Here is a 23,575-nt window from a genome sequence, read left to right on the forward strand (position 1 = left end):
AAGCCGAGGCCATCGCGCTGGCCAACGATACCCCCTATGGCCTCGCCGCCTACTTCTATGGCCGCGATATCGCCCGGGTATGGCGCGTCGCCGAGCAGCTCGAATACGGCATGGTCGGCATCAACGAGGGGATCATCTCAACCGAATTGGCCCCCTTTGGCGGCATCAAGGAGTCGGGTCTGGGTCGGGAGGGGGCAGCCGAAGGGCTGGAGGAGTATCTGGAGACCAAATACCTCTGCTTTGGCGCCATTCGCTAGCCCTGTGATAGGGGTAAGGTATCGCCATTTCGGATGCCTTACCCATCAATCCATCGCTTAAGTAGATAGATTTCGCAGCGCAATCTGCGCCACAGGGCCGAAACATAGCCAGTCAGGCCCATTCAGGCGCTTTTGCCACACAGAGAGTAGGCCGCCGACTCCGTCCGATGGACCGGTCGGCGGCCATGGGCGACAAATCGCCCGCGACCCATTCAGTCAGGGAATTTCGGGGCCAGGGCCCCTCAGGGAGGAAAGATGAGTCAGTCAGAATCAAACAAGGCGTGGCAAGCGCGCCGCGAAGCGGCCGTGGTCAACGGCGTTGGTACCCTGCTGCCGGTCTTTATCGACCGTGCGCAAAATGCCGAGCTGTGGGATGTGGAGGGCAACCGCTACATCGACTTTGCCTCCGGCATCGCCGTGCTCAACACCGGCCACAACCACCCGAAAGTGGTGGCGGCGGTGCGTGAGCAGCTGGAAAAATTCAGCCACACCTGCTTTCAGGTCACCCCGTACCCGGGCTATATCGAGCTTGCCGAAAAGCTCAACGCCCTGGTGCCAGGCCCGACCCCGAAACGCACCCTGTTTCTCTCCACCGGCGCCGAAGCGGTCGAGAACGCCATCAAGATTGCCCGCGCCCACACCGGTCGCAGCGGCACCATCGCCTTCAAGGGGGGATTTCACGGCCGCACCATGATGGGGATGGCGCTCACCGGCAAGGTGGTCCCCTACAAAACCGGCTTTGGCCCCTTCCCGGGCGAGGTCTACCACATCCCCTTCCCCGCCGACTATCTGGGGGTGAGTGAAGAGGATGCCCTGCATGCTCTCGACCTCTGCTTCAGCGCCGACATCGAGCCGAGCCGGGTGGCCGCCATCATCATCGAGCCGGTACAGGGCGAAGGGGGCTTCTATCCCGCCTCCCCGAGCTTTATGCAAAAGCTGCGCAGCATCTGCGATCAGCACGGCATTCTGCTTATCTGCGACGAGATCCAGAGCGGCTTCTGTCGCACCGGCAAGACCTTCGCCACCGAATATGCCGGCATCGAGCCGGACATCATGACGTTGGCCAAGAGTCTGGCGGGCGGCTTCCCCCTCTCCGCCGTGGTGGGCAAGGCAGAGATCATGAACGCGGCCAAGCCGGGCGGCCTTGGCGGCACCTATGCCGGTTCCCCCATCGCCTGCGCCGCCGCGCTGGCGGTCTTGCAGGTGATCGAAGAGGAAAAACTCAACCAGAAAGCACTGGATCAGGGTGAGCAGATCAAGGCGGGACTGCAACGCATAGCCGAGCGTTTTGACTGCATAGGCCAAATTCGCGGACCCGGTGCCATGGTGGCCATGGAGCTGGTGAAACAGCGCAATGCCGACCAGCCTGATCCCGACCTCACCAAACGTCTGGTGGCCGAGGCGGGCAAACGCGGTCTGGTCCTGCTCTCATGCGGGGTACGCGCAAATGTCATCCGTTTTCTCGCCCCGCTGACCGCCCCGGCGGCAGTGATTGACGAAGGGATGCAAATCCTTGAAAAATCACTGGAGGCCGCGCTGGCCTGACCAGCAGGAAAGTAACCGCTAACCTGTGCAAAAAAATGCAGTTTTGCCCCCTTTTTTTCTTGTCAAGGGGGCCCTGCAAATGCACAATGCGCCGCCACTGCAAGGACCGGTATTACCACATCTCGCCGGTCCTTTTTTGTACAGTGAACAAACCCATAAACGAGGCCGGATCAACCCCGGAAAAGATAGCGAGATTGGCAGCAATCTCCCGACACCACATTCAGTGAGGAACAACATGGGGCATCTCAATGCTTTCCGACCGGCTCTGCCCGGTGCGCGCCACCCCGGCGCCCTTGATTCCCGGGCCTCTTTCCCGGTTTCGTTGATGGAGTGTGCCGCCCCGGCACCGCGTGAGGAACAGGCATGATGAACGCCCAACCGGTTGGTCTGAAAAAGACCCTGAAACTGTGGCAGGTCGTGGTCATGGGTCTTGCCTACCTCACCCCCATGGCAGTGTTCGACACCTTCGGCATCGTCACCGAGATCACCGAAGGCCATGTCCCTACCGCCTACCTCTTTGCCCTGATCGGCATGCTGTTCACCGCCCTGAGCTACGGCCATCTGGTGCGCAAGTTCCCGTCGGCAGGCTCCGCCTATACCTATGCCCAGAAGGTGTTTCACCCCTATGTCGGCTTTATGGTGGGCTGGACCTCCCTGCTCGACTATATGTTCATGCCGATGATCAACATGCTGCTTGCCAAGATCTATCTGCAGGCGCTCTTCCCCGAGGTGGAGCCCTGGACCTATATCTTCGGTCTGGCGGCGGTGATGACCGCCCTCAACCTGCGCGGCATCAAGCTGGTGGCCAACTTCAACAGCGTCATCGTCATCATGCAGTTCAGCATCATCGCCGTCTTTATCGGCCTGATCGCCTGGGGCGTGCACAATGGCGAGGGGCTGGGCACCGTGGCCAGCAGCCGTCCCTTCTTCTCCGAACAGATCAACATCTCGCCGCTGCTGATGGGGGCCTCGATCCTCTGTCTGTCGTTCCTCGGCTTTGATGCCATCAGCACCCTGTCGGAAGAGACCCCGGACGCGGATCGGGTCATCCCCCGCGCCATCGTGCTGACGGCGCTGATCGGCGGTGTGCTGTTTGTCACCACCTCCTACTTCCTGCAGCTCTTCTTCCCGGACATCTCCCGCTTCCAGCATCCGGACGCGGTGCTGCCGGAGATCGCCCTCTATGTGGGCGGCAAGCTGTTCCAGGCGGTGGTGCTGGTCTGTACCACGGTGGCGGTACTCGCCTCCGGGCTCGCTTCCCACGCCGGCGTATCGCGCCTGCTCTATGTGATGGGGCGGGACCGCGCCCTGCCGAGCCGCTTCTTCTCCTACGTGCATCCGAAGTGGCAGACCCCGGCCTGCAATGTGCTGCTGGTCGGCCTGCTCGCCCTCTCCGCCGTTTCGTTCGATCTGGAGATGGCGCTGGCCCTGATCAACTTCGGCGCGCTGGTGGCCTTCACCTTCGTCAATCTGGCGGTGATTGCCCACTTCTATGTGAAGCTCGGTCGCAACAAGACTCTCAAGGATCATCTGATCTATCTGCTGCTGCCGCTCTGTGGCGCTGCCTGCATCGGGGTGCTGTGGCTCAACCTTGAGCCCTCCTCCTTCGAGCTGGGGCTGATCTGGGCGGCGCTCGGTGCCATCTACCTCTTCCTGCGCCTGACGGTGTTCCGCATTCCGCTGCGCACCAGCGAGGAGCTGGTGCAATAAGCCAGCCGCGCGGATAAAACGATAAAGGAGCCTGCGGGCTCCTTTGTTTTTACTCTGTCATGCTGATTTTTTAGCGCGTTGCTCCCCGTTTTAACGCTTTGCGGTGGCTCTCCTTCACCGCTCTGGCGATCCCCTGATCTGCTCTGTGTGATGCGGTTATGACCGCCACCTTTTGGCCGTCCCGCATGTTTTGCCATTGCGCTTTTTGCTGAAAATGTGACTGCTTTCAAATCGGCCCCCGCCACTATCGCCCTCCGTGACATGGCACTGACCAGACAAACCATTTAATTTAGTCACTTTAATGACTAAAAATGCAATTGCTATTCTCCCCCGCCAACCCCCTTATTCCCGCCAGCAACGCCTCCGGGAGGTTGGGCAACTACCCGGGTGATGGCGGCAAATATGATCAGGATCAATCTTGAGGCGCAATGCGCCCTGCAGGGACAATAAGGACAAATTTCGCACAGCAGGGAAATAGTGCATAGTCCCCCTCTATGCCCCCGTAAAGAGGGGGGCGGCACGGGGTCAGCCACAGGGGGCGAGTGACCACTTACCTTCGCTGCGCTTATGCAAAAAAATGCGATATTGAGCCGATTATTGCTTGTCAAGGGGGAATCCCGAATGCACAATACGCCGCCAATAAAGGACCGATGTTCACTGCGACATCGGTTTTTGTATTTTGAAGAGCAGTGCAAACCCACCACAAGAGGCCGGAAACGTTCCGGAAGTGATACCCGAGATTGCCAACAATCTCCCGACGTTAATGAGGAAAAACATGGGGCGTTTCAATGCTTTCCTGCCGGCTAATACCGGTTTGCGCCTCCCCGGCGCCTTTGATCTGCAGGCCTGCGAATCCACCGCAATCCTGTACTCGTTGCAAGCACGTGCTGCGGCACTGATTGAGGAGAAAGCGTAATGGCATCTCAAGGCGCCAAGCTGCTCAAAACCCTGACCCTGACCCAAGTGATCGTCATGGGTTTGGCCTACCTGACCCCCATGGCTGTATTCGATACCTTCGCCATCGTCGGTGACATCACCGAAGGCCGGGTCGCCACTGCCTATCTGCTGGCCCTCGGCGGCATCCTGCTGACCGCCTTCAGCTACGGCCATCTGGTGCGCAAGTTCCCCTCTGCGGGCTCTGCCTATACCTACGCCCAGAAAGTGTTCAACCCCTACATCGGTTTCATGGTCGGCTGGTCCTCCCTGCTCGACTACATGTTCATGCCGATGATCAATATCCTGCTGGCCAAGATCTACCTGACCGCCATGTTCCCGGGTGTCGAGCCCTGGGTCTTCATCTTCGGTCTGGTGACCGTGATGACCTTCCTCAACCTGCGCGGCATCAACCTGGTGGCCAACTTCAATGGTCTCATCGTGGTGATCCAGCTGGCCATCATCACCATCTTCATCGGTCTGATGGCATGGGGCATCTACCACGGCGAAGGCGCCGGCACCCTAATGAGCAGCCGTCCGTTCCACTTCGAGTCAGCACAGCTGGTGCCGCTCTTCACCGGCGCAACCATTCTCTGCTTCTCGTTCCTGGGCTTTGACGGGCTGAGCTCTCTCTCCGAAGAGACCCCGAATGCCGGCAAGGTGATCCCCAAAGCGATCGTGCTGACTGCCCTTATCGGTGGCATCATCTTCGTGGTGGTCTCCTACTGCCTGCAGCTCTACTTCCCGAGCCTCTCCCGCTTCCAGCATCCGGATGCGGTACTGCCGGAGATCGCCCTCTACGTCGGCGGCACCTTCTTCCAGTCGGTAGTACTGGTCTGCACCACGGTCGCGGTGCTGGCCTCCGGCATGGCGGCTCACGCCGGTGTGTCGCGCATCCTCTACGTGATGGGGCGTGACCACATGATCCCGGAGCGAGTATTTGGCTATATCCACCCGAAATACCGCACTCCGGCCATCAACGTGCTGATGGTTGGTGCGCTGGCTCTCTCCGCCGTGTCGTTTGATCTCGATACCGCGCTGGCGCTGGTCAACTTCGGTGCGCTGGTGGCGTTCAGCTTCGTCAACCTGTCAGTGATCGGTCAGTTCTGGGTACGCGAGAAGCGCAACAAGACCCTCAAGGACCACATCGTCTATCTGCTGATGCCGCTGCTCGGTGCCGCCACCATCGGCGCCCTCTGGATCAACCTGGAGCAGAGCTCCCTCGAGCTTGGCCTGATCTGGGCAGGTCTCGGCGTGACCTATCTGTTCCTGCGTCTGGCGGTGTTCCGTATCCCGTTCCGTCAGTACGAAGAGGCGGCCGACGCCTGATCGCCTGCAGATAGCGCATAACAAAAGGGGAGCCATGGCTCCCCTTTTTGCTGCCGGTCTGTTGCCGGTCACACGGGCTTGAGCCCGGTCTGCTTACTGCTTATCCAGCACGGCGGTCGCCGCAGCCTTGAGCGGATCGCGAGCGATGGTTTTGGCATCCTGCTCCGCCTTGTGCAGCTGCTGGTTTGCCTTGTCCATCTTCTGCTGCATACCGTTGCCGCTCTCCTTGAGGTCGGTGCGCTTCTCGCCCAGCAGGTCGGTGCGGCCTTTTTGCACCTCGGCTTTCACCTTCTCTTTCTCCTGCTTCACCAGCTTGCTGGTATCACAGTTGCCCTTGACCCCCAGAGTGGCATTAACCGCTTCGTTTTTGAGGGCCTTGTCGAGGTTGCAATCTGTTTTCAACAGGCTGGCCTGTGCCCCCGCCGAGAGCAGCCCCAGCGACAGAGAGAGGATCCATGCACGCATCATCTTGTTTACTCCTGCTTGCCAATAAAGGGGCGCAGTGTAGCGATCACGTCCCGGCTGGCAAGGCGACAGTGCCTTCGTCCCCCCTTTTGCCACCCCAGAGCCAACCGGCTCGGTCAACGCTTGTCGCCGCAGCTCGTCGTCATAAAAACATCATCGAAATGTCACGTTGTCATATTTCTGTCATTAACCACTGATTAAATGCGCGGGTCATCAACAACCCAAGACGGCACGGCCGTCCCAAGAGGCTTTATGCAACAGAGTGACTCCCAACAGCAGCAGTCAGCGACCCGCGCCCTGTTCAACTGGATGAGTGTCATCGCCCTGGTTTACCTGATCCTGGTAGCCGTCGGCGCAGTCTCCCACGGTTTCAAAGGTTTCTCCGGCGGCGCCGAGGGCGCAGCCCAGATCTTCGCGTTTGCCAACAACCCCTTCGTCGCCCTGCTGCTCGGCATCCTGGCGACCGCGCTGGTGCAATCCTCCAGCACTGTGACCTCGGTGATCGTCGGTCTGGTTGCCGGCGGCCTGCCCATCGGCATGGCCATCCCCATGGTCATGGGTGCCAACCTCGGCACAACAATCACCAACACCATCGTTTCGCTCGGCCATGTCCGCGACCGCACCGAGTTCCGCCGCGCCTTCGCCGCCGCCACCGTACATGACTTTTTCAACCTGATGGCCGTGGTCATCTTCCTGCCGCTGGAGCTGATGTTCGGTCTGCTGCAACATAGCGCCGAGTGGCTGGCCAACATGCTGGTGGGCTCTGCCAACATGTCGATGAAGGGCATGGACTTCATGAAGCCGCTGACCGCACCGGCCCAGCAGCTGATCGACAGTGCAGTCTCCTTCCTGCCGGGCAAGGGTGCCGCCATCGCTACCATCGTCATCGGTATCCTGCTGATCCTTGCCAGCGTCACTTATCTGGGCAAAGTGCTGCAGAAGGTGCTGGTTGGCCGCGCCAAAGAGGTGCTGCACAAGGCGCTGGGCCGTGGCCCGCTGAGCGGCATCACCTCCGGTGCGCTGGTGACCATCATGGTGCAGTCCTCCTCCACCACCACCAGCCTGATGATCCCGCTGGCCGGCGGCGGCGTGTTCAGCACTCGCCAGCTCTACCCCTTCACTCTGGGGGCCAATATCGGTACCACCATCACCGCCCTGCTGGCTGCCACCGCCATCAGCGGAGCCGGTGCCCAGCTGGCCCTGACCATCGCGCTGGTCCACGTACTGTTCAACGTCTTCGCCGTGGTGCTGATTTACGGCCTGCCGTTCCTGCGTGACTTGCCGGTGCGCGCCGCCGAAGGGCTGGCCCGGATTGGCAGCGAGAACAAGCTGCTGGCGCTCGGTTATGTGGCGGGTCTCTTCTTCGCCCTGCCTGCCCTGATGATGGTGGCCGCCAAGTAAGCGCTGCCGCCATGACAAGGGGCGAGTCACCGACTCGCCCCTGTTAACGTCTGCGTCCCCCTGCTTTGCCTGCCCGCTCACATCCTCCCGCCCTGTGGCTCGCCATCAGGGACGGTGCGCGATAAGATGGCCCCTCATTGCACTCTTTGTCTTTCTTGGAATAGGAAAACCGATGAAATTCATACTGATCGCGCTGCTGGTTGCCGGTGTCGCCTACTACTTCTACTCCAGCAGCAGCAACAAAAAGCTGGCCGAAGATAATGTTCGCAAGGGGGCCGAGTTCCTCGCCAGCAACAAGGAGAAACCGCTGGTGACCACCACCGCCTCCGGCCTGCAGTACGAAGTGCTGACCCCGGGCACTGGCACCGTTCACCCGACTGCCGCCAGCAAGGTGAAGGTGCACTACGAGGGCAAGCTGCTGGACGGTACCGTCTTTGACAGCTCGGTTGCCCGTGGCGAGCCCATCGAGTTTGGCCTCAATCAGGTGATCAAGGGGTGGACTGAAGGGGTTCAGCTGATGGTGGAAGGGGAGAAGACCCGCTTCTATATCCCGGCCAACCTCGCCTACGGTGACCGCGCCGCCGGCAAAATTCCGCCGGGATCCGTGCTGATCTTCGATGTGGAGCTGCTGGGTATCAAATAATCCCCTGTGGCGAAATCCCACGCCCGAGCTGATCTTCGACGTGGCGCTGCCGGGTATCCAGTCAACCGCAGCTCGGAGAGGGCCGACCATCAGTCGGCCCTCTCTGTTTGGAATGAACTCTGGCCATCAGCGCCCACAAAAAAACCGCCCGAAGGCGGTTTTTTGCAATCAGGCAGAGTCAGCCAACTTAGATGGACTGCTCTTCACCACCCAGGGCGGCAAACAGCGCCGGGATAAACTGGGAAAGCTCGGCGGTCACCAAGGCGAAGTCAGCATCCAGACGGGCGGCCGGATCTTCGCTGGTCACGTCGTCGTTCTGCTCGCGCAGCTCTTCGCTGAACTTCAGGCGCTTGATGGAGAGATCATCCCCCAGCACGAAGCTGACGGTCTCGCCCCAGTTGAGGGCCAGCTTGGTCACCAGCTTGTCGTTGGCCAGGTGGTTCTTGATTTCATCCGTCATCAGATCCTGCTGCTTGCAGCGGATGATGCCGCCGTGCTCCATGGCACTGCGCAGCTCGGCTTCATCTTCCAAGGTGAAGGAGGCAGGCAGATTGCCCTCGTTCAGCCACTCGGTCATGGTGATTTCGGGCGGGTTCTTGAGGGCCACCGGCACTACCGGCAGGGAGCCGATGGATTTGCGCAGCAGTGCCAGCAGGTCATCCGCTTTCTTGGCAGAGCCCGCATCCACCACCATCAGGTTGTCTGCCGGGTTGATCCAGGCGAAGGTCTGGCTGGTACGGCTGAAGGCGCGTGGCAGCAGGGTGTGGAGGATCTCCTCTTTGAGCGCTTCCTTCTCTTTCTTCTTGAGGGCGCGGCCCTGCTCGAACTCGATCGCCTCTACCTTCTCGGCCAGCATCTCCTTGACCACGGTACCGGGCAGCATCTTCTCCTCCTTGCGGGCGCAGATGAGGATATGACCGGAGGCGCTGTGGGTCAGGGTTGAGCCGAATTTGCCAAGGGGCTTGACCCACCCGAACCGGGAGATGTCCTGACTGCCGCAAGGGGTGAAGGCACAGGCCTCCAGCTGGGTTTCCAGCTGCTCAACGGTCAGGTCGAAGGGGCGGGTAAAGCGATAAATCTGCAGGTTTTTAAACCACATGGCGTCCTCGGTCTCGATAGATTGTCCGGCGGGCATTGTACTAGAGAGGCGCTTTGTGATCAGCCAATCATTCTTGCTAAATAAAGGGCGATCGACTTCACAGGGTGCCATCCCGGTTACCGGAACTGTCATCAAGTTCCCCTAGACTGCGAAGGTGAAGTTGTTAACAAGGATGAAGATATGTTGCGGCCCAGTCGCCCCGAAGACATGGACGAGATCGTCGAAATCTGGTTGCTGGCCTCCCTGCAGGCCCACGATTTCGTCGATGCCTCCTGCTGGTGGCAGGCTCAGGAGGATCTGCGCACCCGCTACCTCGATCACGCCCACATCTGGGTGTTCGAGGAGCGCGGTGACCTGCTCGGATTTATGGCGCTGGTGGACAACTACCTCGCCGCCCTCTTTGTGCGCCCCGACCGACAGGGACGCGGCGTCGGCCACGCCCTCTTGCAGGAGGCCAAGCGTCAGGGTGCGTCGCTCCACGCCAGAGTCTTCGTGGAAAACTCCCAGGCGGTGCGCTTCTACCGCCGCCACGGCTTCGTCATCGAGGCGGAGGAGTCCGATCCCCTCACCGGGCACCCCCAGTACAAGATGTGCTGCGAACCCGCATGAACTGACGGCAGCCCCCTGTTTTACTTGAAAAAAGCACGGGGCATCCTCATCTTGTCACCATCGGGTGCCACCGGCACCATCCCAGGATCCGGGTTGCTTTCTCATGAAAATCCTCCATACCGCCGACTGGCATCTTGGCCATCAACTCCATGGTCACGACCGCCGTTTTGAACACGATGCCTTCCTCAACTGGCTGACCGACACCCTCAAGGTGCGCGAGATCGACGCCCTGCTGGTGGCCGGCGATCTGTTCGATACCGCCAATCCCCCCGCCAACGCCTGGCAACAGCTCTACCGTTTTCTGGCCAGGCTGCGTGCCGAGATGCCCCACCTCAACATGGTACTGATTGGCGGCAACCACGACTCCCCCTCCAAGCTGGATGCCCCCCACGAGCTGCTGCGCGCCTTTGACCTGCATCTGGTGGGCAGCATCAGCCGTGATGGCAATGGCAAACTCGACACCGACCGCCTGTTGGTGCCGCTGCAAGACAAGGAGGGCAAGATTGCCGCCTGGTGCGCCGCCGTGCCGTTCCTGCGCAGCAGCGACTTGCGGGTGGAGCAGCTGGCAGAGGGGCAAGACCGGCTGATCGAAGGGGTGCGCCAAATCTACGCCGAGGTGCTGGCCGAAGGGCGCGCCCGCTGCGGCGAGGATCTGCCGCTCATCGCCATGGGCCACGCCTATCTGGCGGCGGGCCAGCTCTCCGAGCTTTCAGAGCGGCGGGTGCTCGGCGGCAACCAGCACGCCCTGCCTGCCGAACTCTTTGCCGATGCCGACTACACGGCGCTCGGTCACCTCCATCTGGCCCAGAGCCCGGCCGACGGGGTGCACTACAGCGGCTCGCCGCTGCCGCTATCGCTGGCCGAGGCCAACTACAACCATCAGGTGCTGGAAGTGACCTTTGCGGAGGGCAAGCTCACCACGGTGGCATCCATTCCAGTGCCACGCGCGGTCGAGATGATCCGCCTGCCCCAGAGCCCTCTCGACGACGCATTGAAAGCCATCGAGGCACTGACGCTCCCCCCTTGTCCACAAGAAGCACAGCCCTTCCTCGAAGTGCGGTTGCTGCTGCCCAAGCCAGAGGCCCGCATCCGCGAGCGGATTCTGGCTGCCATCGCCGACAAACCGGTGCGGCTGGCCCGCATCAGCACCCAGTATCAGGGTTCGGGCGAAGGGCTGGCCGATGGTCGCGAGCGGCGCAGGCTGGATGAGCTCTCCCCCACCGAAGTTTTTCGCCTCTGCTATCAGCGCCAGTTCGAGGGGGAGCCCGAGGCACAGCTGGTCGCCTCGTTTGAAGAGATCCTGGAGCAGGTGAAGGAGTCTAACCAATGAAAATCTTGTCTCTGTCTGGTGAGAATCTGGCCAGTCTGACCGGCGCCTTCACCATCGACTTTACCCGCGGGGCTCTCGGCGCCGCGGGGCTGTTTGCCATCACCGGCAATACCGGCGCCGGCAAGAGCACATTGCTCGACGCCATTTGTCTCGCCCTCTACGACGAGATGCCGCGCTTTATCGCCAATCGCAAGAACGTGGCCGAAGTGGGCCGCATGGATGACGAGGAGAAGCTCAAGGCCAACGACGTGCGTGGCATCCTCAGTCGCGGTCACGCCAGCGGCTTTGCCGAGGTGCAGTTTCGCGGCTGCGATGGCCGCATCTGGCTGGCCCGCTGGGCGGTGCGCCGCGCCCGCAACCGCGCAGAGGGGCGCTTTCAGGCGCAGGAGCGCACCCTGACCGATGTCGAGTCGGGTCAGGTCTTCTCCGGCAGCAAGCGGGAGCTGCAGGATCGCATCGACGAGCTGGTGGGCCTCTCCTGGGAGCAGTTCCGCCGTGCGGTGATCCTGCCGCAGGGGGAATTCGCCGCCTTCCTCAAGTCGGACGCCAACGAGCGCTCTGCCCTGCTCGAACGGATGACCGGCACCGAGCTCTACTCCGCCATCTCCATCCAGACCTATGAACGGGCGCGGGAAGAGCAGCAGAAGCTGGCCGCCATCACTCAGCGCCTCGGCGACGTGGCGCTGATGGACGAGGCGAACCGCGAGCAGTGGGTAAGCCGGCAGGTGAATCTCGCCACCAGCCTCAAGCATGAACAGCAGCAACAGCAGCTGATGCAGGATCTGCGTGACCTCAACAGCCGCATCGCCACTCAGCAACAAGGTTGCAGCGAGGCTGAAGCCGCGCTGGAGGCGGCCATGCAGGCCCATGGTGCGGCAGCTCCCGAGCGAGAGGAGTTTGCCCGCGCCGAGCAGGCCCAGGTGGCCCGCGCCGATCACGACGAGCTGGCCCGCCTCACTCTTGAGGTACAGCAGCAGGAGAAGGTGATCGCCGAGTTGGGGCCGGAGCTGGCCAAACTCGAGGAGCAGACCCAGCAGAGCGCCCTCACCGAACAGCAGCTGCTGGCCGAGAAGATCGCCGCCGAGCGCGAATGGGGCGCCCTTCAACCCGAACTGAAGCGGGCACAGGAGCTCGACACCCGCATTCGGGAAAAGCAGCAGCAGTTGCAGAAGATCCAGCAGGAGGGGACTCAGGAGCGGGAAGTGCAGCTCACCCTCGAGCAGGGGTGGCGCGAGCAGAGCCGACAGGTGGAACAGCTCAGGCGCCAGCACCAGCAGTGGAGCCTCTGGCTGGAAGAAAACAAGGAGCTGGCACCGGTCGCCCGCCAGTGGCAGCCCCTGCTCACCGCCATGCAGGATTGGGCCGAGGATGCCGACAAGCTGCAGCAACTGCTCACCCTGCGGGATCACAAGCTGCGCGCCCTGCAGCAGCTGCAACGCCAGCTGGAACAGGGCCAGCAGGAGCGCGACTACTGGCAACAGGAACAAGCTCGGCTACAACAGCAACAGAACGAGTTGCAGGAGCAGCAGTGGGAGAGCCGCCTCGCCAAGGCGCAGGAGCAGTGGCAGCAGCAGACCGAACAGCTGGGTCAGCTGCGCCAACTGCTGGAGCTGGCCGACTATGGCCGCAACCACGGCGAGCAGCATACCCGCTTGCAACAGGAGATTGGCCAACTGGAGCAGGCGCTCGGCAAACTCGCCGCCCTTGGCGAAGAGCTGGCACCCGCCCGCGAGCGGCTTGCCCTGCAGCGGGACGAGGCGCGCCACGCGCTGGAGCAGTCCCGGGCGGTGGCCACGTTCGAGCAGTATCGCCATATCCTGAGCGACGGCACCCCCTGCCCGCTGTGCGGCGCCGAGGAGCACCCCTACAGCCAGAGCCAGCCACAGGTGGCCGGCATTCTCGGTCAACTGGCGGAGCGGGCCCGCAGCCTGGAGCTGGAGTGGGAGCAGCTCAACCACCAATACATTCAGTGCGAGAGCGAGCGTCAGGAGCTGGCTCGCCAGCTGGCGGTGCGCCAGCAGCACCTGCCGGAGCTGGAGGCGCGCGCCGAGCAGCTGACCCAGCGCTGGCTGCAGCTCGGAGGCGATACCCTGCTGGGCCATCCGCTGCCACTGCGCCAGAGCCCCATTGAGTGGAACGAGCTGATGAGCACCCTGCTCGGCCACGGCCAGACGCTGGAGCAGGGGCTGGCCCAGAGCCAGCAACTGCTGCGTCAGGCCCAACTCGGCCAGCAGCAGTTGCAGGGGGTTCGCCAGCAGCTGAGCCAGCTGGGCGCCCAGCACCAGCAGTTCGAGCAGCAGTGGCAGGAGGCCGACCGCCATCGCATCACGCTGGAAGGGGAAGTGAAGGCGATGGGCGAGCAGGAAACAACCCTGCGCCAGCGCCTCGAACAGGGGGGCAACCGTCTCGATGAACAGATGGTTGGCCAACCCTGGCGCCAGTGGCTCGGCAGCCAGCAGTGGCGTGAGTGGCAGCGGGCCTGCGAGGCCTGGCTGCACGGCCAGAGCGAGTGGGAGCGGCTGGCCAGCGAGATCGCCAGTCTCACCCCGGCCCTGAGCGCGCAGGAGGCGCGCCTGCAGACCCAACGCGAACTGCTGCACAAGCTGGAGCGGGACTACAAGGAGCACGAGCAGCAGCGGCAGGGACTGCTCACCAGCCGCGCTGCCTGTCTGGGTGGTGAGGATATCGCACTGGTCGAGAACCGCTGGCAGCAACGACTGCAGCAGGTCGCCAGCGAACTGGAGGCGATGCAACAGAGCGCCCGCACCCTGCGCGAGCGGCAGACCGAGCTCAAGACCCGCCTCACCCATGTGGAGCAGGAAAAACAGGTGAGCAGCCGCCGCAAGCGGGAGGTGCTGGGCCGCTGGGCGGCCCACGCCAGTACCCTCGGCATCGCCGAATACGACCTGCGCCGGCTGTTGGCCATCAGCCCCGATGAGCTCAAGGCGCGCCGCGCCGCCCTGCAGGGGCTGGAGGATGCGGTTGGCGAGGCGCGCACCCGCCTTGCCGAGCGGCAGCGGGCGCTGGCGCTGGAGGAGAGCAAGCGGGAACGCTATCGCGAGCATCACCCCGAGCTGGCTGCCCTGCCGCAGGAGGAGCTGGTACTGCGGCTCACGGCGCTGGAAGCCCACTGCCGCGAGCTCGACGAGCAACTGTTCGAGTGCAAGAGCACGCTGGCGCAAGCCGAAGCGGCCGCCCTCAAGGCGGGCAGCCTGCAGCAGGAGCTCGCCAGCCAGCAGGCAGTCGCCGATCACTGGCAAAAGCTGTGCGATCTGATCGGGCAGGCCAACGGCGCCAAGTTCCGCACTTTTGCCCAGAGCCTCACCCTCGAGCGCCTGCTGCTGGAAGCCAACGCCCAGCTCGCCGAGCTCTCGCCCCGCTATCGGCTGGAGCGAGTGCCCGGCACCGATCTGGCGCTGCAGGTGGTGGATCTCGACATGGGGGACGAGGTGCGCTCGGTGGACTCCCTCTCCGGCGGCGAGAGTTTTCTGGTGTCGCTGGCGCTGGCGCTGGCCCTCTCCAGCCTCTCGTCACGGCAGACCCAGGTTGAGTCGCTCTTTATCGACGAGGGGTTCGGCACCCTGGATCCGGACAGCCTGGATCTGGCGCTCGCCAGCCTCGACTCCCTGCAGGCCGCCGGCCGCCAGATCGGGGTTATCTCCCACGTCCAGACCCTGGTGGAGCGGATTGGCGTGCAAGTCAGGGTTGAAGCCCTTGGTGGCGGCGAAAGCCGGGTGATCGTCCCCTGACCATAGCCAATCCCCAAAACGACAAGAGCCCGCCAATTGGCGGGCTCTTGCTTGCACGGCGCTCGTTAATCGAAGCGATAAGCCCCCATGTAGAGGCTGCCGCCATCCCAGCTCTCGTGCAGCAGGATCGGTGCCTTGCCCTGCGCGGCCCCCAGCGCCACAAAGAGCGGGCGCAGGTGATCGTCATGGGGGTGAGACTCCACCGCCCCGGGGGCCAGCCGACGATAGTCGAGCAGCGCCTCCCGCTCCTCTGCCGCCATCGCCCCTTCCAGCCAGTCGACAAACTGGCTGGCCCAGCGCGGCACCGGCGACCCCTCGGGCCCCAACGCCCGCAGGTTGTGGGTGATGGCGCCGGAAGCGAGGATACCAATCCCCTGACTGCGCAATTCGGCAAGCGCCTCCCCCAGTTGCCAGAGCTGGGTCGGGGTGAAGCTGGCGGGGATGGAGATCTGCACCAGCGGGATCTCGCTGTCCGGGTCGATCAGGGAAAGCGGCGACCAGACCCCGTGGTCCAGCTCACGCCGCACCGGGGTCGCGCTCAGACCCGCCAGCGTCAGCTGATCACCCACCGCCTGCTGTAACCATTCGGGGCTGCTGGCTGGCCAGCGCATCCGGTAGAGCGGCTCGGGGAAGCCGTAAAAATCGTACATCAGCGCCGGATTGGGCTCGACGTTGATCTGCAGCTCGCGGCTGAACCAGTGAGCGGAGATGACCACCAATCCCTTGAGATCCCCCAGCCGCAGGGTGCTCAGAAATCGGGTGGCAGGTTGATCACGCAACACCAGATCCGGTGCGCCGTGAGAGATAAACCAGACGGGGACGAGGGACATAACAGTGACTCCAGCAAGGGTTTGGATGGCGATTTTTGCCACAAGGCAACGCCGCTGAATTCATTATCAGCTCGCCTCAACAGGTTAACAATCAGGCTAAATGAATAAGCACTATCAACCCATTATTGATAATCAGATGGCCAGCCCCACCATTGTCAAAAGAGGGCAGCCCGTCTGGTTAGCCCGCTTTGCGGTTGCCCCGCAACCTGATGACCGTTCAATGCCTCTCGCCGGAAAGGGCCACGCGGGTCGCCGCCCCCTGCGCCAGCCACTCCTGCAACAGCAATCGCTCTGCGGCCACCTCTGCCGAGACCGGTGCCGCTCCTTCGGCAGAGTGGTTGCCGGTAAAGGCTGAGCGCCAGTGGTGATTGCCCGGCCAGATAGCGTCAGGCATGGCACGAGCCAGCAGCAGTGCCCCCGCCAGCAAAAGCAGGACCGGGCCACCCCATGGGCTGTTTTCCATCTGTTTCCCCTTCACAAGCGCGCCAATGGGCTAACATCTTTGCGCAAGCTGGTGACAAGACGGTGACAGTGAGCAGGTGGTCATTTTACAACATCTGAACCTTCTCTCCGCCAATAAGACACAGATGGCAACATTTGTCGTCAATCAGCTCAGACCAGTGGATGCATGCTCTAAAAAGTGACCATCAGGAAAACGTTATCCCTGAAAAGAAAACGTTATCTGGTCAAAACGTTGTTTCTGGATCATAAAAAGAATCCAAAAACTGGTGTATATTGCTCGGCGGAAACTCCTTAACCATGAAGACTGACATGAAAAAGACCAAAATCGTCTGCACCATCGGTCCCAAGACCGAATCCAAAGAAATGCTGGCAAAAATGCTGGACGCCGGCATGAACGTCATGCGCCTGAACTTCTCTCACGGTGATTACGAAGAGCACGGCACCCGTATCCGCAACCTGCGCGAAGTGATGGCCGAGACCGGCAAGCGCGCAGCTATCCTGCTGGATACCAAGGGTCCGGAAATCCGTACCATGAAGCTGGAAGGTGGCAATGACGTAGCACTGGTTGCTGGCCAGACCTTCACCTTCACCACCGACCAGACCGTGGTTGGCAACAAAGACAAAGTGGCCGTGACCTATGCAGGTTTCGCCAACGACCTGCGCGTCGGCAACCGCATCCTGGTTGACGACGGTCTGATCGGTCTGGACGTCATCGAGATCACCGAGCGCGAAGTTGTCTGTAAAGTACTGAACAACGGCGATCTGGGCGAGAACAAGGGCGTCAACCTGCCGGGCGTCTCCATCAAGCTGCCGGCCCTGGCCGAGAAAGACAAGCGCGACCTGATCTTCGGTTGCGAGCAGAGCGTTGATTTCGTTGCTGCTTCCTTCATCCGCAAGAAAGAAGACGTACTGGAAATCCGTGAGCACCTGAAAGCCCACGGCGGCGAGAACATCCAGATCATCTCCAAGATCGAAAACCAGGAAGGTCTGGACAACTTCGACGAGATCCTGGCTGTTTCCGACGGCATCATGGTTGCTCGTGGCGACATGGGTGTAGAGATCCCGGTTGAAGAGGTTATCTTCGCCCAGAAGATGATCATCGCCAAGTGCAACAAGGCCCGCAAAGTGGTTATCACTGCCACCCAGATGCTGGACTCCATGATCAAGAACCCGCGTCCGACCCGTGCCGAAGCCGGCGACGTGGCCAACGCCATCCTGGACGGTACCGATGCAGTCATGCTGTCCGGTGAATCTGCCAAGGGTAAGTACCCGCTGGAAGCCGTGACCATCATGGCAACCATCTGCGAGCGTACCGATGCCGTGATGCCGTCCAACCTGTCTGCTGCCAATGACAGCAACAAGCTACGCATCACCGAAGCCGTATGTAAAGGTGCGGTAGAGACCTCCGAGAAGCTGGACGCCCCGCTGATCGTGGTTGCCACCGAAGGCGGCAAGTCTGCCAAGGCCATCCGCAAGTACTTCCCGAAAGCCTGGATCCTGGCTATCACCACCAACAAGAAGACCGCTGCCCAGCTGGTTCTGACCAAGGGTGTGGTTGCTCACGTGGTTGACAGCATTGCCTCTACCGACGATTTCTATCGCATCGGTAAAGAAGCCGCGCTGGAAATCGGCATGGGCCAGAAAGGTGACGTAGTTGTGATGGTCTCCGGTGCTCTGGTACCGAGCGGCACCACCAACACCGCTTCTGTTCACGTTCTTTAATCGGAACTGAACACGCTGAAAACGGCGCCTGCGGGCGCCGTTTTTTTTATCCCTCCCCCCTGCTTCGCAAAGGGTGCCGGTGTTAGAATCCCCGCGGATTTAATCCAGGTGGGAAATTTCCCAATTACCGCGCAATAACCCGGAAGTTATATGCAATCAACACCCTTCAAGAGAGCATCGGCCATCCTGTTGCCGCTGCTCTGCCTACTCGTCAGCCTCTGCGGTGCTCCGCAAGCCATGGCGCAGGATGTTCCCTCCCGCGCCACAGTCCAGCGGGCGCTGGACAATCTGGGCAAATCCGAGACCCTGACCGTCAGTCAACAAAACGATCAGAAGTTTCTGACCGATACCCTCGCCCTGCTCGACAGCATCGACAAGGAGGAGGCGAAAGCCAAGGCGCAAGCCCAGCGCATTCGCAATCTGCCGGGTGAGCTACGCGACATCAGCGCCAAGCTCAACGACTTGACCCAGGGCAAGAGCCCGGAGCAGATCAAGAGTGAATACGCCAGCATGAGTCTGGCCGAGCTCGACAACCGCCAGCCCGATGTGCTGGCCAACATGCAGGCCGCCCAGGAGGCACTCGGCGCCATCGGCAGCCAGCTCACCAACCTGCAAACCCTGCCAGAGCGCGCCCAGAGCAGCATGAGCCGCGCCTATCAGCGCAGTCAGGAGATCCGCAGCCGTCTCACTGCCGGCGAGAACGTCAGCAGCGCCGAGAAGATGAAGCTCAATACAGAGCTGGCACTGCTCGACCTGCAAATTTCCCAGCTGCAAAAGGATATGGACAACCGTACCAGCATGCAGGATCTGGCGGTCAAACAGCGCGACTACCAGAACGCCCGCCTCACCAGTGAAGAGCAAAAACTGCAACTGCTGCAGGAGCAGAGCAGTGCCAAGCGCCTCGGCGACACCGAGAAAACCGCCGAACAGACCGGCGAGCTGGTGGCGACCGAAGACAGCCCGCTGGTACAAAAAGAGCAGGTCCTCAACCACCAGCTCAGCCAGCAACTCATCAGCGCCACCACCAACCTCAACTCGCTGGTGCAGAAAAACCTGCAGGCCAAGAGCTGGCTGGAGCGCGGCACCCAGACCGAACGCAACCTCAACGAACAGGTGCAGATGCTCAAGGGCAATCTGCTGCTGTCACGCATCCTCTATCAGCTTTATCAACAGCTGGAAGCGGCGCCCACCATCGCCGTCAAAAACCTGGAAGAGCAGATCGCCGACCTCCATCTGGCCCAGTTCGAGCTGAGCCAGCAGCGTGACCAGCTGTTCCAGAAGAACCTCTATCTGGACAACCTGATCGAGGGCAGCAAAGAGCCGGTCAGCGAGGAGGACAAAGAGAGTCTCAGCAAACTGATCGATACCCGCATCAATCTGCTCGATCAGCTCAACCGCCAGCTCGACAGCCAGCTCACCAACGCCATCAGTCTGCAGCTGACCCAGCAGCAGCTGGCGCGGGTCTATGCCTCTATCGAATTTACCCTGCAGCAGCACATCTTCTGGGTAAGCAGCAACAAACCGATCGACTTCAAGTGGGCCATCAGCTGGCCGGCCCAAGCCTACAAACAGGCCTCCGACTGGGTACTGAAACCGGACTGGAGCCAGTGGCGTCAGGAACTGCTCGGCGTCTCCCTGCTCGCCTTCCCGCTGCTGCTGATCGGCGGCCTGCTGATGTGGAAGCGTCCAGCGCTGGCCGAACGCCAGAAAAAGATAGCCAAGGATCTGGGCCGCTTCCGTCAGGACAGCCAGTGGCACACCCCGCGTGCACTCTTCTTTACCCTGTTGCAACGCCTGCCGGGCAGCCTGTTCATTCTGGCGGGCGGCTTGCTGCTCACCTACTGTGGTCTGCTGAGCCCCAAGCTCATCTTCCAGATCACCCTTAACCTGGCCCTCGGTTATCTGGTATTCAGCATCTACATGGCGGTCATGCGCCCGGGCGGGCTCGGTGAATCCCATTTCCGCATCCCGCGCGCCGAGCTGCAGGCCAAACGCAACAGCATGCGCTACCTCTGGCTGCCGCTGCTGCCCCTCATCATGCTGTCGACCAAGGCGGTGGTAGAACCCTCCACCCTGGGCAACGACGTGATCGGTCAGGCTCTCACCCTGATCCTGTTGGCACTGGCCGCCTATCTGGTGTTCCCCATCTCCCGCGCCCGCATCAAGGGCGAGGCGAGCATGACCCAGACCATGACCGCCATTGCGTTGGCACTGGCCCCGGTGGCGCTGATCGTGCTGGCGATGCTCGGCTACTACTACACCGCGCTGAAGCTGACCGGTCGCCTGATCGAATCCTTCTATCTGCTGATCATCTGGAGCCTGGTCTACCGCACCGCCCTGCGCGGGCTGGAGCTGGCGGCCCGTCGTCTGGCCTACCGCCGCGCCGTGGCCAAACGTGAGCACAAGTCCTCGGAAGATGCGGAAGGTGGCGAGTCCATCGAAGAGCAGCCGATGGATCTGGAGGATGTCAGCCAGCAGTCCCTGCGTCTGACTCGCACCGTGCTGATGCTGATCTTCGGCGTCGCCTTCTACTGGCTCTGGTCCGATCTGGTGGCGGTCTTCTCCTACCTCGACAGCATGGTGCTGTGGCACCGCAGTGAAGGCACCGGCGCCAATGCCGTGCTCTTCCCCATCAGCCTGAGTGACGTACTGATCGGCCTCCTGCTGCTCGGCGGTGCCTGGTCGCTGGCACGCAACCTGCCGGGTTTGCTGGAGGTGCTGGTGCTCTCCAAGCTAAACCTGGCTCAGGGGACGGCCTACGCCATCACCACCATGCTCAACTACGTACTGATCGGCTTCGGCTCGCTGACCGCCCTCTCCATGATGGGCGTGCAGTGGGACAAGCTGCAGTGGGTAGCGGGTGGTCTGTCAGTCGGTATCGGTTTTGGCATGAAGGAGATCCTCTCCAACTTCGTCTCCGGCATCATCATCCTGTTCGAGCGTCCGGTGCGGATCGGTGACACCGTCACCATCGGCTCCTTCTCGGGTACCGTTTCGCGGATCCGCATTCGCGCCACCACCCTGACCGACTTCGACCGCAAAGAGGTGATCATCCCCAACCAGCAGCTGATGACCGAACGTCTGATCAACTGGTCGCTGAGTGACACCGTGACTCGGGTGATCGTGCGGGTAGGCGTGGCATACGGTTCCGATCTGGAGCTGACCCGCACCCTGCTCAAACAGGCGGCGGACGAGAACAGCCGCGTGTTGAAAGACCCGGCGCCCATCGTCTACTTCCTCACCTTCGGTGCCAGCACCCTGGATCATGAGCTGCGCTTCTTCGTGAGCGAACTGGGAGATCGCAACCCGGCGGTGGACGAGTTGAACCGCAAGATCGACCAGCTGTTCCGCGAGAATGGCATCGAGATCGCCTTCAACCAGATGGATGTCTACATCAAGAACATGCAGGGGGAGGAGCAGAAGGTCGAATCCAACTCCGGCGCCCTGCCGCCACCTCCCGCTGACGAGGGCAAGCAGCCCGCTTAAGGGGAAGGCAGTTCAGGAAAAGCCGCTCACCTGTGTGAGCGGCTTTTTTATTGCGTTCACATGATCGGTCAGCGGATCGGAGGAGGCTCGGCAAGCCTTGGGGAGATGGCCACCCGGCAGGTGTTGCCCTCTCTGGCGACAGAATACTGTTATTTTATAAACAAAAAGGTTTATAAAATAAGCCACTAAACGTGCTGAATCATTACCGCAAGCCGCGCTGGTGACATCGGCAGACACGCAGCAGACCCCATCCGATCTGGTGCAAAATGCTGCTCCTCCCCCCCCTTTTTCCCTGCTTTCAGATGAGACGAGAGCCCGCCTCCGCCGTGCCCCAGAAATCCATTTACCACCTGCGCTGGCTAACCTATGTTAGAGAAAGTGACAAAAGGATCAGGGAGCACCACGTGACGATGGAAGAGAGAGAACTGCAGCAGATCCTGTTTCGCTCCTTTGATGTGATACCGCTCCCCATTCTGGTGTCAGAATCGGTGGCGCGCCGCGAGGGTCTGCCCGATACCGGTGACAGCATCCCTGTTCGTCGCCATCGCTTTCTCAACCGCGCCTTTCGCGAGCAGCTCGGGTATGACCTGACCGACCTGCCCGATATGGACAGCTGGTTTCGCCTCGCCTATCCGGATGCAACCTACCGCAGCGCGATCATTCAGGCCTGGCACACCGAGGTAGAGCAGTCACTGCAACAGGGGCTGGAAGTCGCAGAGATACCCGCCCTGATCCGCTGCAAGAATGGCCAGCACCGCTGGTTCGTGGTGACGGCCCAGCTGGGGGCCGATGCAATCCCGGATGGCCATATCGTCACCTTCCGCGACATTCACGACCTGCAGTGCATGGTGGAAGAGGTGAGCCGCCTCTCCTGTACCGACCCCCTCACCGAGCTGTGCAATCGTCGTGGTGCCGAGCAGCAGCTGCAATCCCACCGGATGCAGGGCGATGCCTTTGCCCTGGTGCTGGGCGATATCGACCACTTCAAGCAGATCAACGACCGTTACGGTCACCCTGCCGGGGATGCGGCGCTCTGCGCCGTTGCCGAAACCATGACTGAGCTGCTGCAACCGGGGGAGTGCCTGGCCCGCTGGGGCGGCGAGGAGTTTCTGCTGATCTTGCCGGACCACACGCTGGAGCAAGCTGCTTGCCGGGCCGAACGGCTGCGCCAGCAGGTCAGCGAGCAGGTCATGCCATGGCAGGGACAAGCTATCACTCTCACTATCAGCCTTGGCTGCGCCGCAACCCGGGGCGATCAGAGCATCGACTACCTGCTGATGATGGCGGATCGGGCGCTTTATCTCGCCAAGGAGCAGGGGCGTAACCGGGTGGTGGTCGCGAAAGAGTAAAGGGAGGAGAGGAAAGGGGTTCTGGCCCTGATCGCAGCCATAAAAAAACCGAAGCACAAGGCTTCGGTTTTTTTGTTGCAGTAACAGGCGCTTGGCCCGTCACGGCTTATTTCTTGATGCGGATCACCGGGGTCTCGCCCACAGTCACGGCACCAGTCATCTTCACCAGCTCTTTGATCTCGTCCATGTTGGAGATCACCACCGGAGTCAGGGTAGATTTGGCTTTCGCTTCCAGAACGGCCAGATCGAACTCGATGATGGTGTCGCCGCGCTTGACCTGCTGGCCTTCCTGAGCGATACGCTTGAAGCCTTCGCCTTTCAGCTCAACGGTGTCGATACCGAAGTGAACGAACAGCTCGATGCCGGAGTCGGATTCCAGAGAGAACGCGTGGTTGGTCTCGAAGATCTTGCCGATGGTGCCGTCGCACGGAGCAACCATCTTGTTGCCAGCCGGCTTGATGGCGATGCCGTCGCCGACGATCTTCTCGGCGAAGACTACGTCGGGTACATCTTCGATCGGCACGATTTCGCCAGACAGCGGAGCAAAGATTTCGATGCCGCCGGTGTCAGAGCTATCGTCGGAAACCAGTTTCTTCAGTTTGTCGAACAGACCCATATAAAGCTCCTAGAGATGATTTGTCGCTGTTTGCAGCCGA

General features: G+C 61.3%; 18 protein-coding genes. 13 read left to right on the forward strand and 5 right to left on the reverse strand.

Features of this window, described 5'->3' with window-relative positions; all coding sequences use genetic code 11:
- The 5 genes from AACS24_RS18590 to AACS24_RS18610 form a co-directional block, all read left to right on the forward strand.
- The coding region (locus AACS24_RS18590) for an aldehyde dehydrogenase family protein (protein WP_146181433.1) at window positions 1-257 on the forward strand (257 nt) is incomplete at its 5' end.
- A 255-nt stretch (window positions 258-512) separates the two neighbouring features.
- On the forward strand, window positions 513-1,802 hold the full coding sequence (gene gabT, locus AACS24_RS18595) for a 4-aminobutyrate--2-oxoglutarate transaminase (RefSeq protein WP_042033089.1): 1,290 nt from the start codon (window positions 513-515) through the stop codon (window positions 1,800-1,802).
- Between the two features lie 366 nt (window positions 1,803-2,168).
- Window positions 2,169-3,512 carry an APC family permease gene (locus AACS24_RS18600; protein ID WP_108571605.1) on the forward strand — a complete coding sequence of 448 codons (1,344 nt, stop codon included), beginning with the start codon at window positions 2,169-2,171 and terminating at the stop codon, window positions 3,510-3,512.
- A 679-nt stretch (window positions 3,513-4,191) separates the two neighbouring features.
- A complete protein-coding gene (locus tag AACS24_RS18605) occupies window positions 4,192-4,428 on the forward strand; it encodes a hypothetical protein (RefSeq protein ID WP_133164096.1) in 237 nt (78 codons plus the stop codon).
- The gene (locus tag AACS24_RS18610) at window positions 4,428-5,774 is read left to right on the forward strand and encodes an APC family permease (RefSeq protein ID WP_041208258.1); all 1,347 of its coding nucleotides are present in this window, start codon (window positions 4,428-4,430) and stop codon (window positions 5,772-5,774) included. The genes AACS24_RS18605 and AACS24_RS18610 overlap by 1 nt, the downstream gene beginning before the upstream one ends.
- A 93-nt stretch (window positions 5,775-5,867) precedes the next feature.
- On the opposite strand, the gene AACS24_RS18615 is transcribed toward AACS24_RS18610, so the two are convergent.
- Window positions 5,868-6,242 carry a hypothetical protein gene (locus AACS24_RS18615; protein WP_108571606.1) on the reverse strand — a complete coding sequence of 125 codons (375 nt, stop codon included), beginning with the start codon at window positions 6,240-6,242 and terminating at the stop codon, window positions 5,868-5,870.
- 249 nt (window positions 6,243-6,491) lie between these two features.
- Between AACS24_RS18615 and AACS24_RS18620 the strand changes: the two genes are divergently transcribed.
- Window positions 6,492-7,640 (forward strand): sodium:phosphate symporter, encoded by a 1,149-nt coding sequence (locus AACS24_RS18620; RefSeq protein ID WP_108571607.1) that lies wholly within the window; start codon window positions 6,492-6,494, stop codon window positions 7,638-7,640.
- Between the two features lie 172 nt (window positions 7,641-7,812).
- On the forward strand, window positions 7,813-8,283 hold the full coding sequence (locus tag AACS24_RS18625; protein ID WP_108571608.1) for an FKBP-type peptidyl-prolyl cis-trans isomerase: 471 nt from the start codon (window positions 7,813-7,815) through the stop codon (window positions 8,281-8,283).
- Window positions 8,284-8,470: 187 nt separating this feature from the next.
- Here AACS24_RS18625 and rdgC read toward each other — a convergent pair whose 3' ends face one another.
- Entirely contained in the window at window positions 8,471-9,382 is a 912-nt protein-coding gene (gene rdgC, locus AACS24_RS18630; protein WP_033113354.1) for a recombination-associated protein RdgC, read from the reverse strand.
- A 180-nt stretch (window positions 9,383-9,562) separates the two neighbouring features.
- Here rdgC and AACS24_RS18635 point away from each other — a divergent pair, with 180 nt between their 5' ends.
- The 3 genes from AACS24_RS18635 to AACS24_RS18645 all read left to right on the forward strand — a co-directional run bounded on the left by AACS24_RS18635 (window position 9,563) and on the right by AACS24_RS18645 (window position 15,070).
- Entirely contained in the window at window positions 9,563-9,991 is a 429-nt protein-coding gene (locus AACS24_RS18635) for a GNAT family N-acetyltransferase (RefSeq protein ID WP_041208255.1), read from the forward strand.
- Window positions 9,992-10,094: 103 nt separating this feature from the next.
- Window positions 10,095-11,321, forward strand: coding sequence for an exonuclease SbcCD subunit D C-terminal domain-containing protein (locus AACS24_RS18640; protein ID WP_108571609.1), 1,227 nt, complete (start codon window positions 10,095-10,097; stop codon window positions 11,319-11,321).
- Window positions 11,318-15,070, forward strand: a complete 3,753-nt coding sequence (locus AACS24_RS18645; protein ID WP_108571610.1) for an AAA family ATPase — start codon at window positions 11,318-11,320, stop codon at window positions 15,068-15,070. The genes AACS24_RS18640 and AACS24_RS18645 overlap by 4 nt, the downstream gene beginning before the upstream one ends.
- Before the next feature lie 65 nt (window positions 15,071-15,135).
- Here the strand turns inward: AACS24_RS18645 and AACS24_RS18650 are convergent, their stop codons facing one another.
- Window positions 15,136-15,900 carry a DODA-type extradiol aromatic ring-opening family dioxygenase gene (locus AACS24_RS18650; protein WP_108571611.1) on the reverse strand — a complete coding sequence of 255 codons (765 nt, stop codon included), beginning with the start codon at window positions 15,898-15,900 and terminating at the stop codon, window positions 15,136-15,138.
- A gap of 217 nt (window positions 15,901-16,117) precedes the next feature.
- Window positions 16,118-16,363, reverse strand: coding sequence for a hypothetical protein (locus AACS24_RS18655; protein WP_108571612.1), 246 nt, complete (start codon window positions 16,361-16,363; stop codon window positions 16,118-16,120).
- 308 nt (window positions 16,364-16,671) lie between these two features.
- On the opposite strand from AACS24_RS18655, the gene pykF reads away from it, so the two are divergent.
- The 3 genes from pykF (at window position 16,672) to AACS24_RS18670 (ending at window position 22,919) form a co-directional block, all read left to right on the forward strand.
- On the forward strand, window positions 16,672-18,084 hold the full coding sequence (gene pykF, locus AACS24_RS18660) for a pyruvate kinase PykF (protein ID WP_108571613.1): 1,413 nt from the start codon (window positions 16,672-16,674) through the stop codon (window positions 18,082-18,084).
- A 150-nt stretch (window positions 18,085-18,234) separates the two neighbouring features.
- Complete coding sequence (mscK, locus tag AACS24_RS18665) at window positions 18,235-21,570, forward strand: mechanosensitive channel MscK (protein WP_108571614.1); 3,336 nt, start codon at window positions 18,235-18,237, stop codon at window positions 21,568-21,570.
- Window positions 21,571-21,980: 410 nt separating this feature from the next.
- Window positions 21,981-22,919, forward strand: a complete 939-nt coding sequence (locus AACS24_RS18670) for a GGDEF domain-containing protein (protein WP_108571615.1) — start codon at window positions 21,981-21,983, stop codon at window positions 22,917-22,919.
- A gap of 106 nt (window positions 22,920-23,025) precedes the next feature.
- Here AACS24_RS18670 and crr read toward each other — a convergent pair whose 3' ends face one another.
- The gene (gene crr / locus AACS24_RS18675; protein ID WP_005303134.1) at window positions 23,026-23,535 is read right to left on the reverse strand and encodes a PTS glucose transporter subunit IIA; all 510 of its coding nucleotides are present in this window, start codon (window positions 23,533-23,535) and stop codon (window positions 23,026-23,028) included.
- Window positions 23,536-23,575 lie beyond the last annotated feature (40 nt).

This window comes from Aeromonas sp. HMWF016 (assembly GCF_963878195.1).
Taxonomy (GTDB): Bacteria; Pseudomonadota; Gammaproteobacteria; order Enterobacterales; family Aeromonadaceae; genus Aeromonas; species Aeromonas lacus.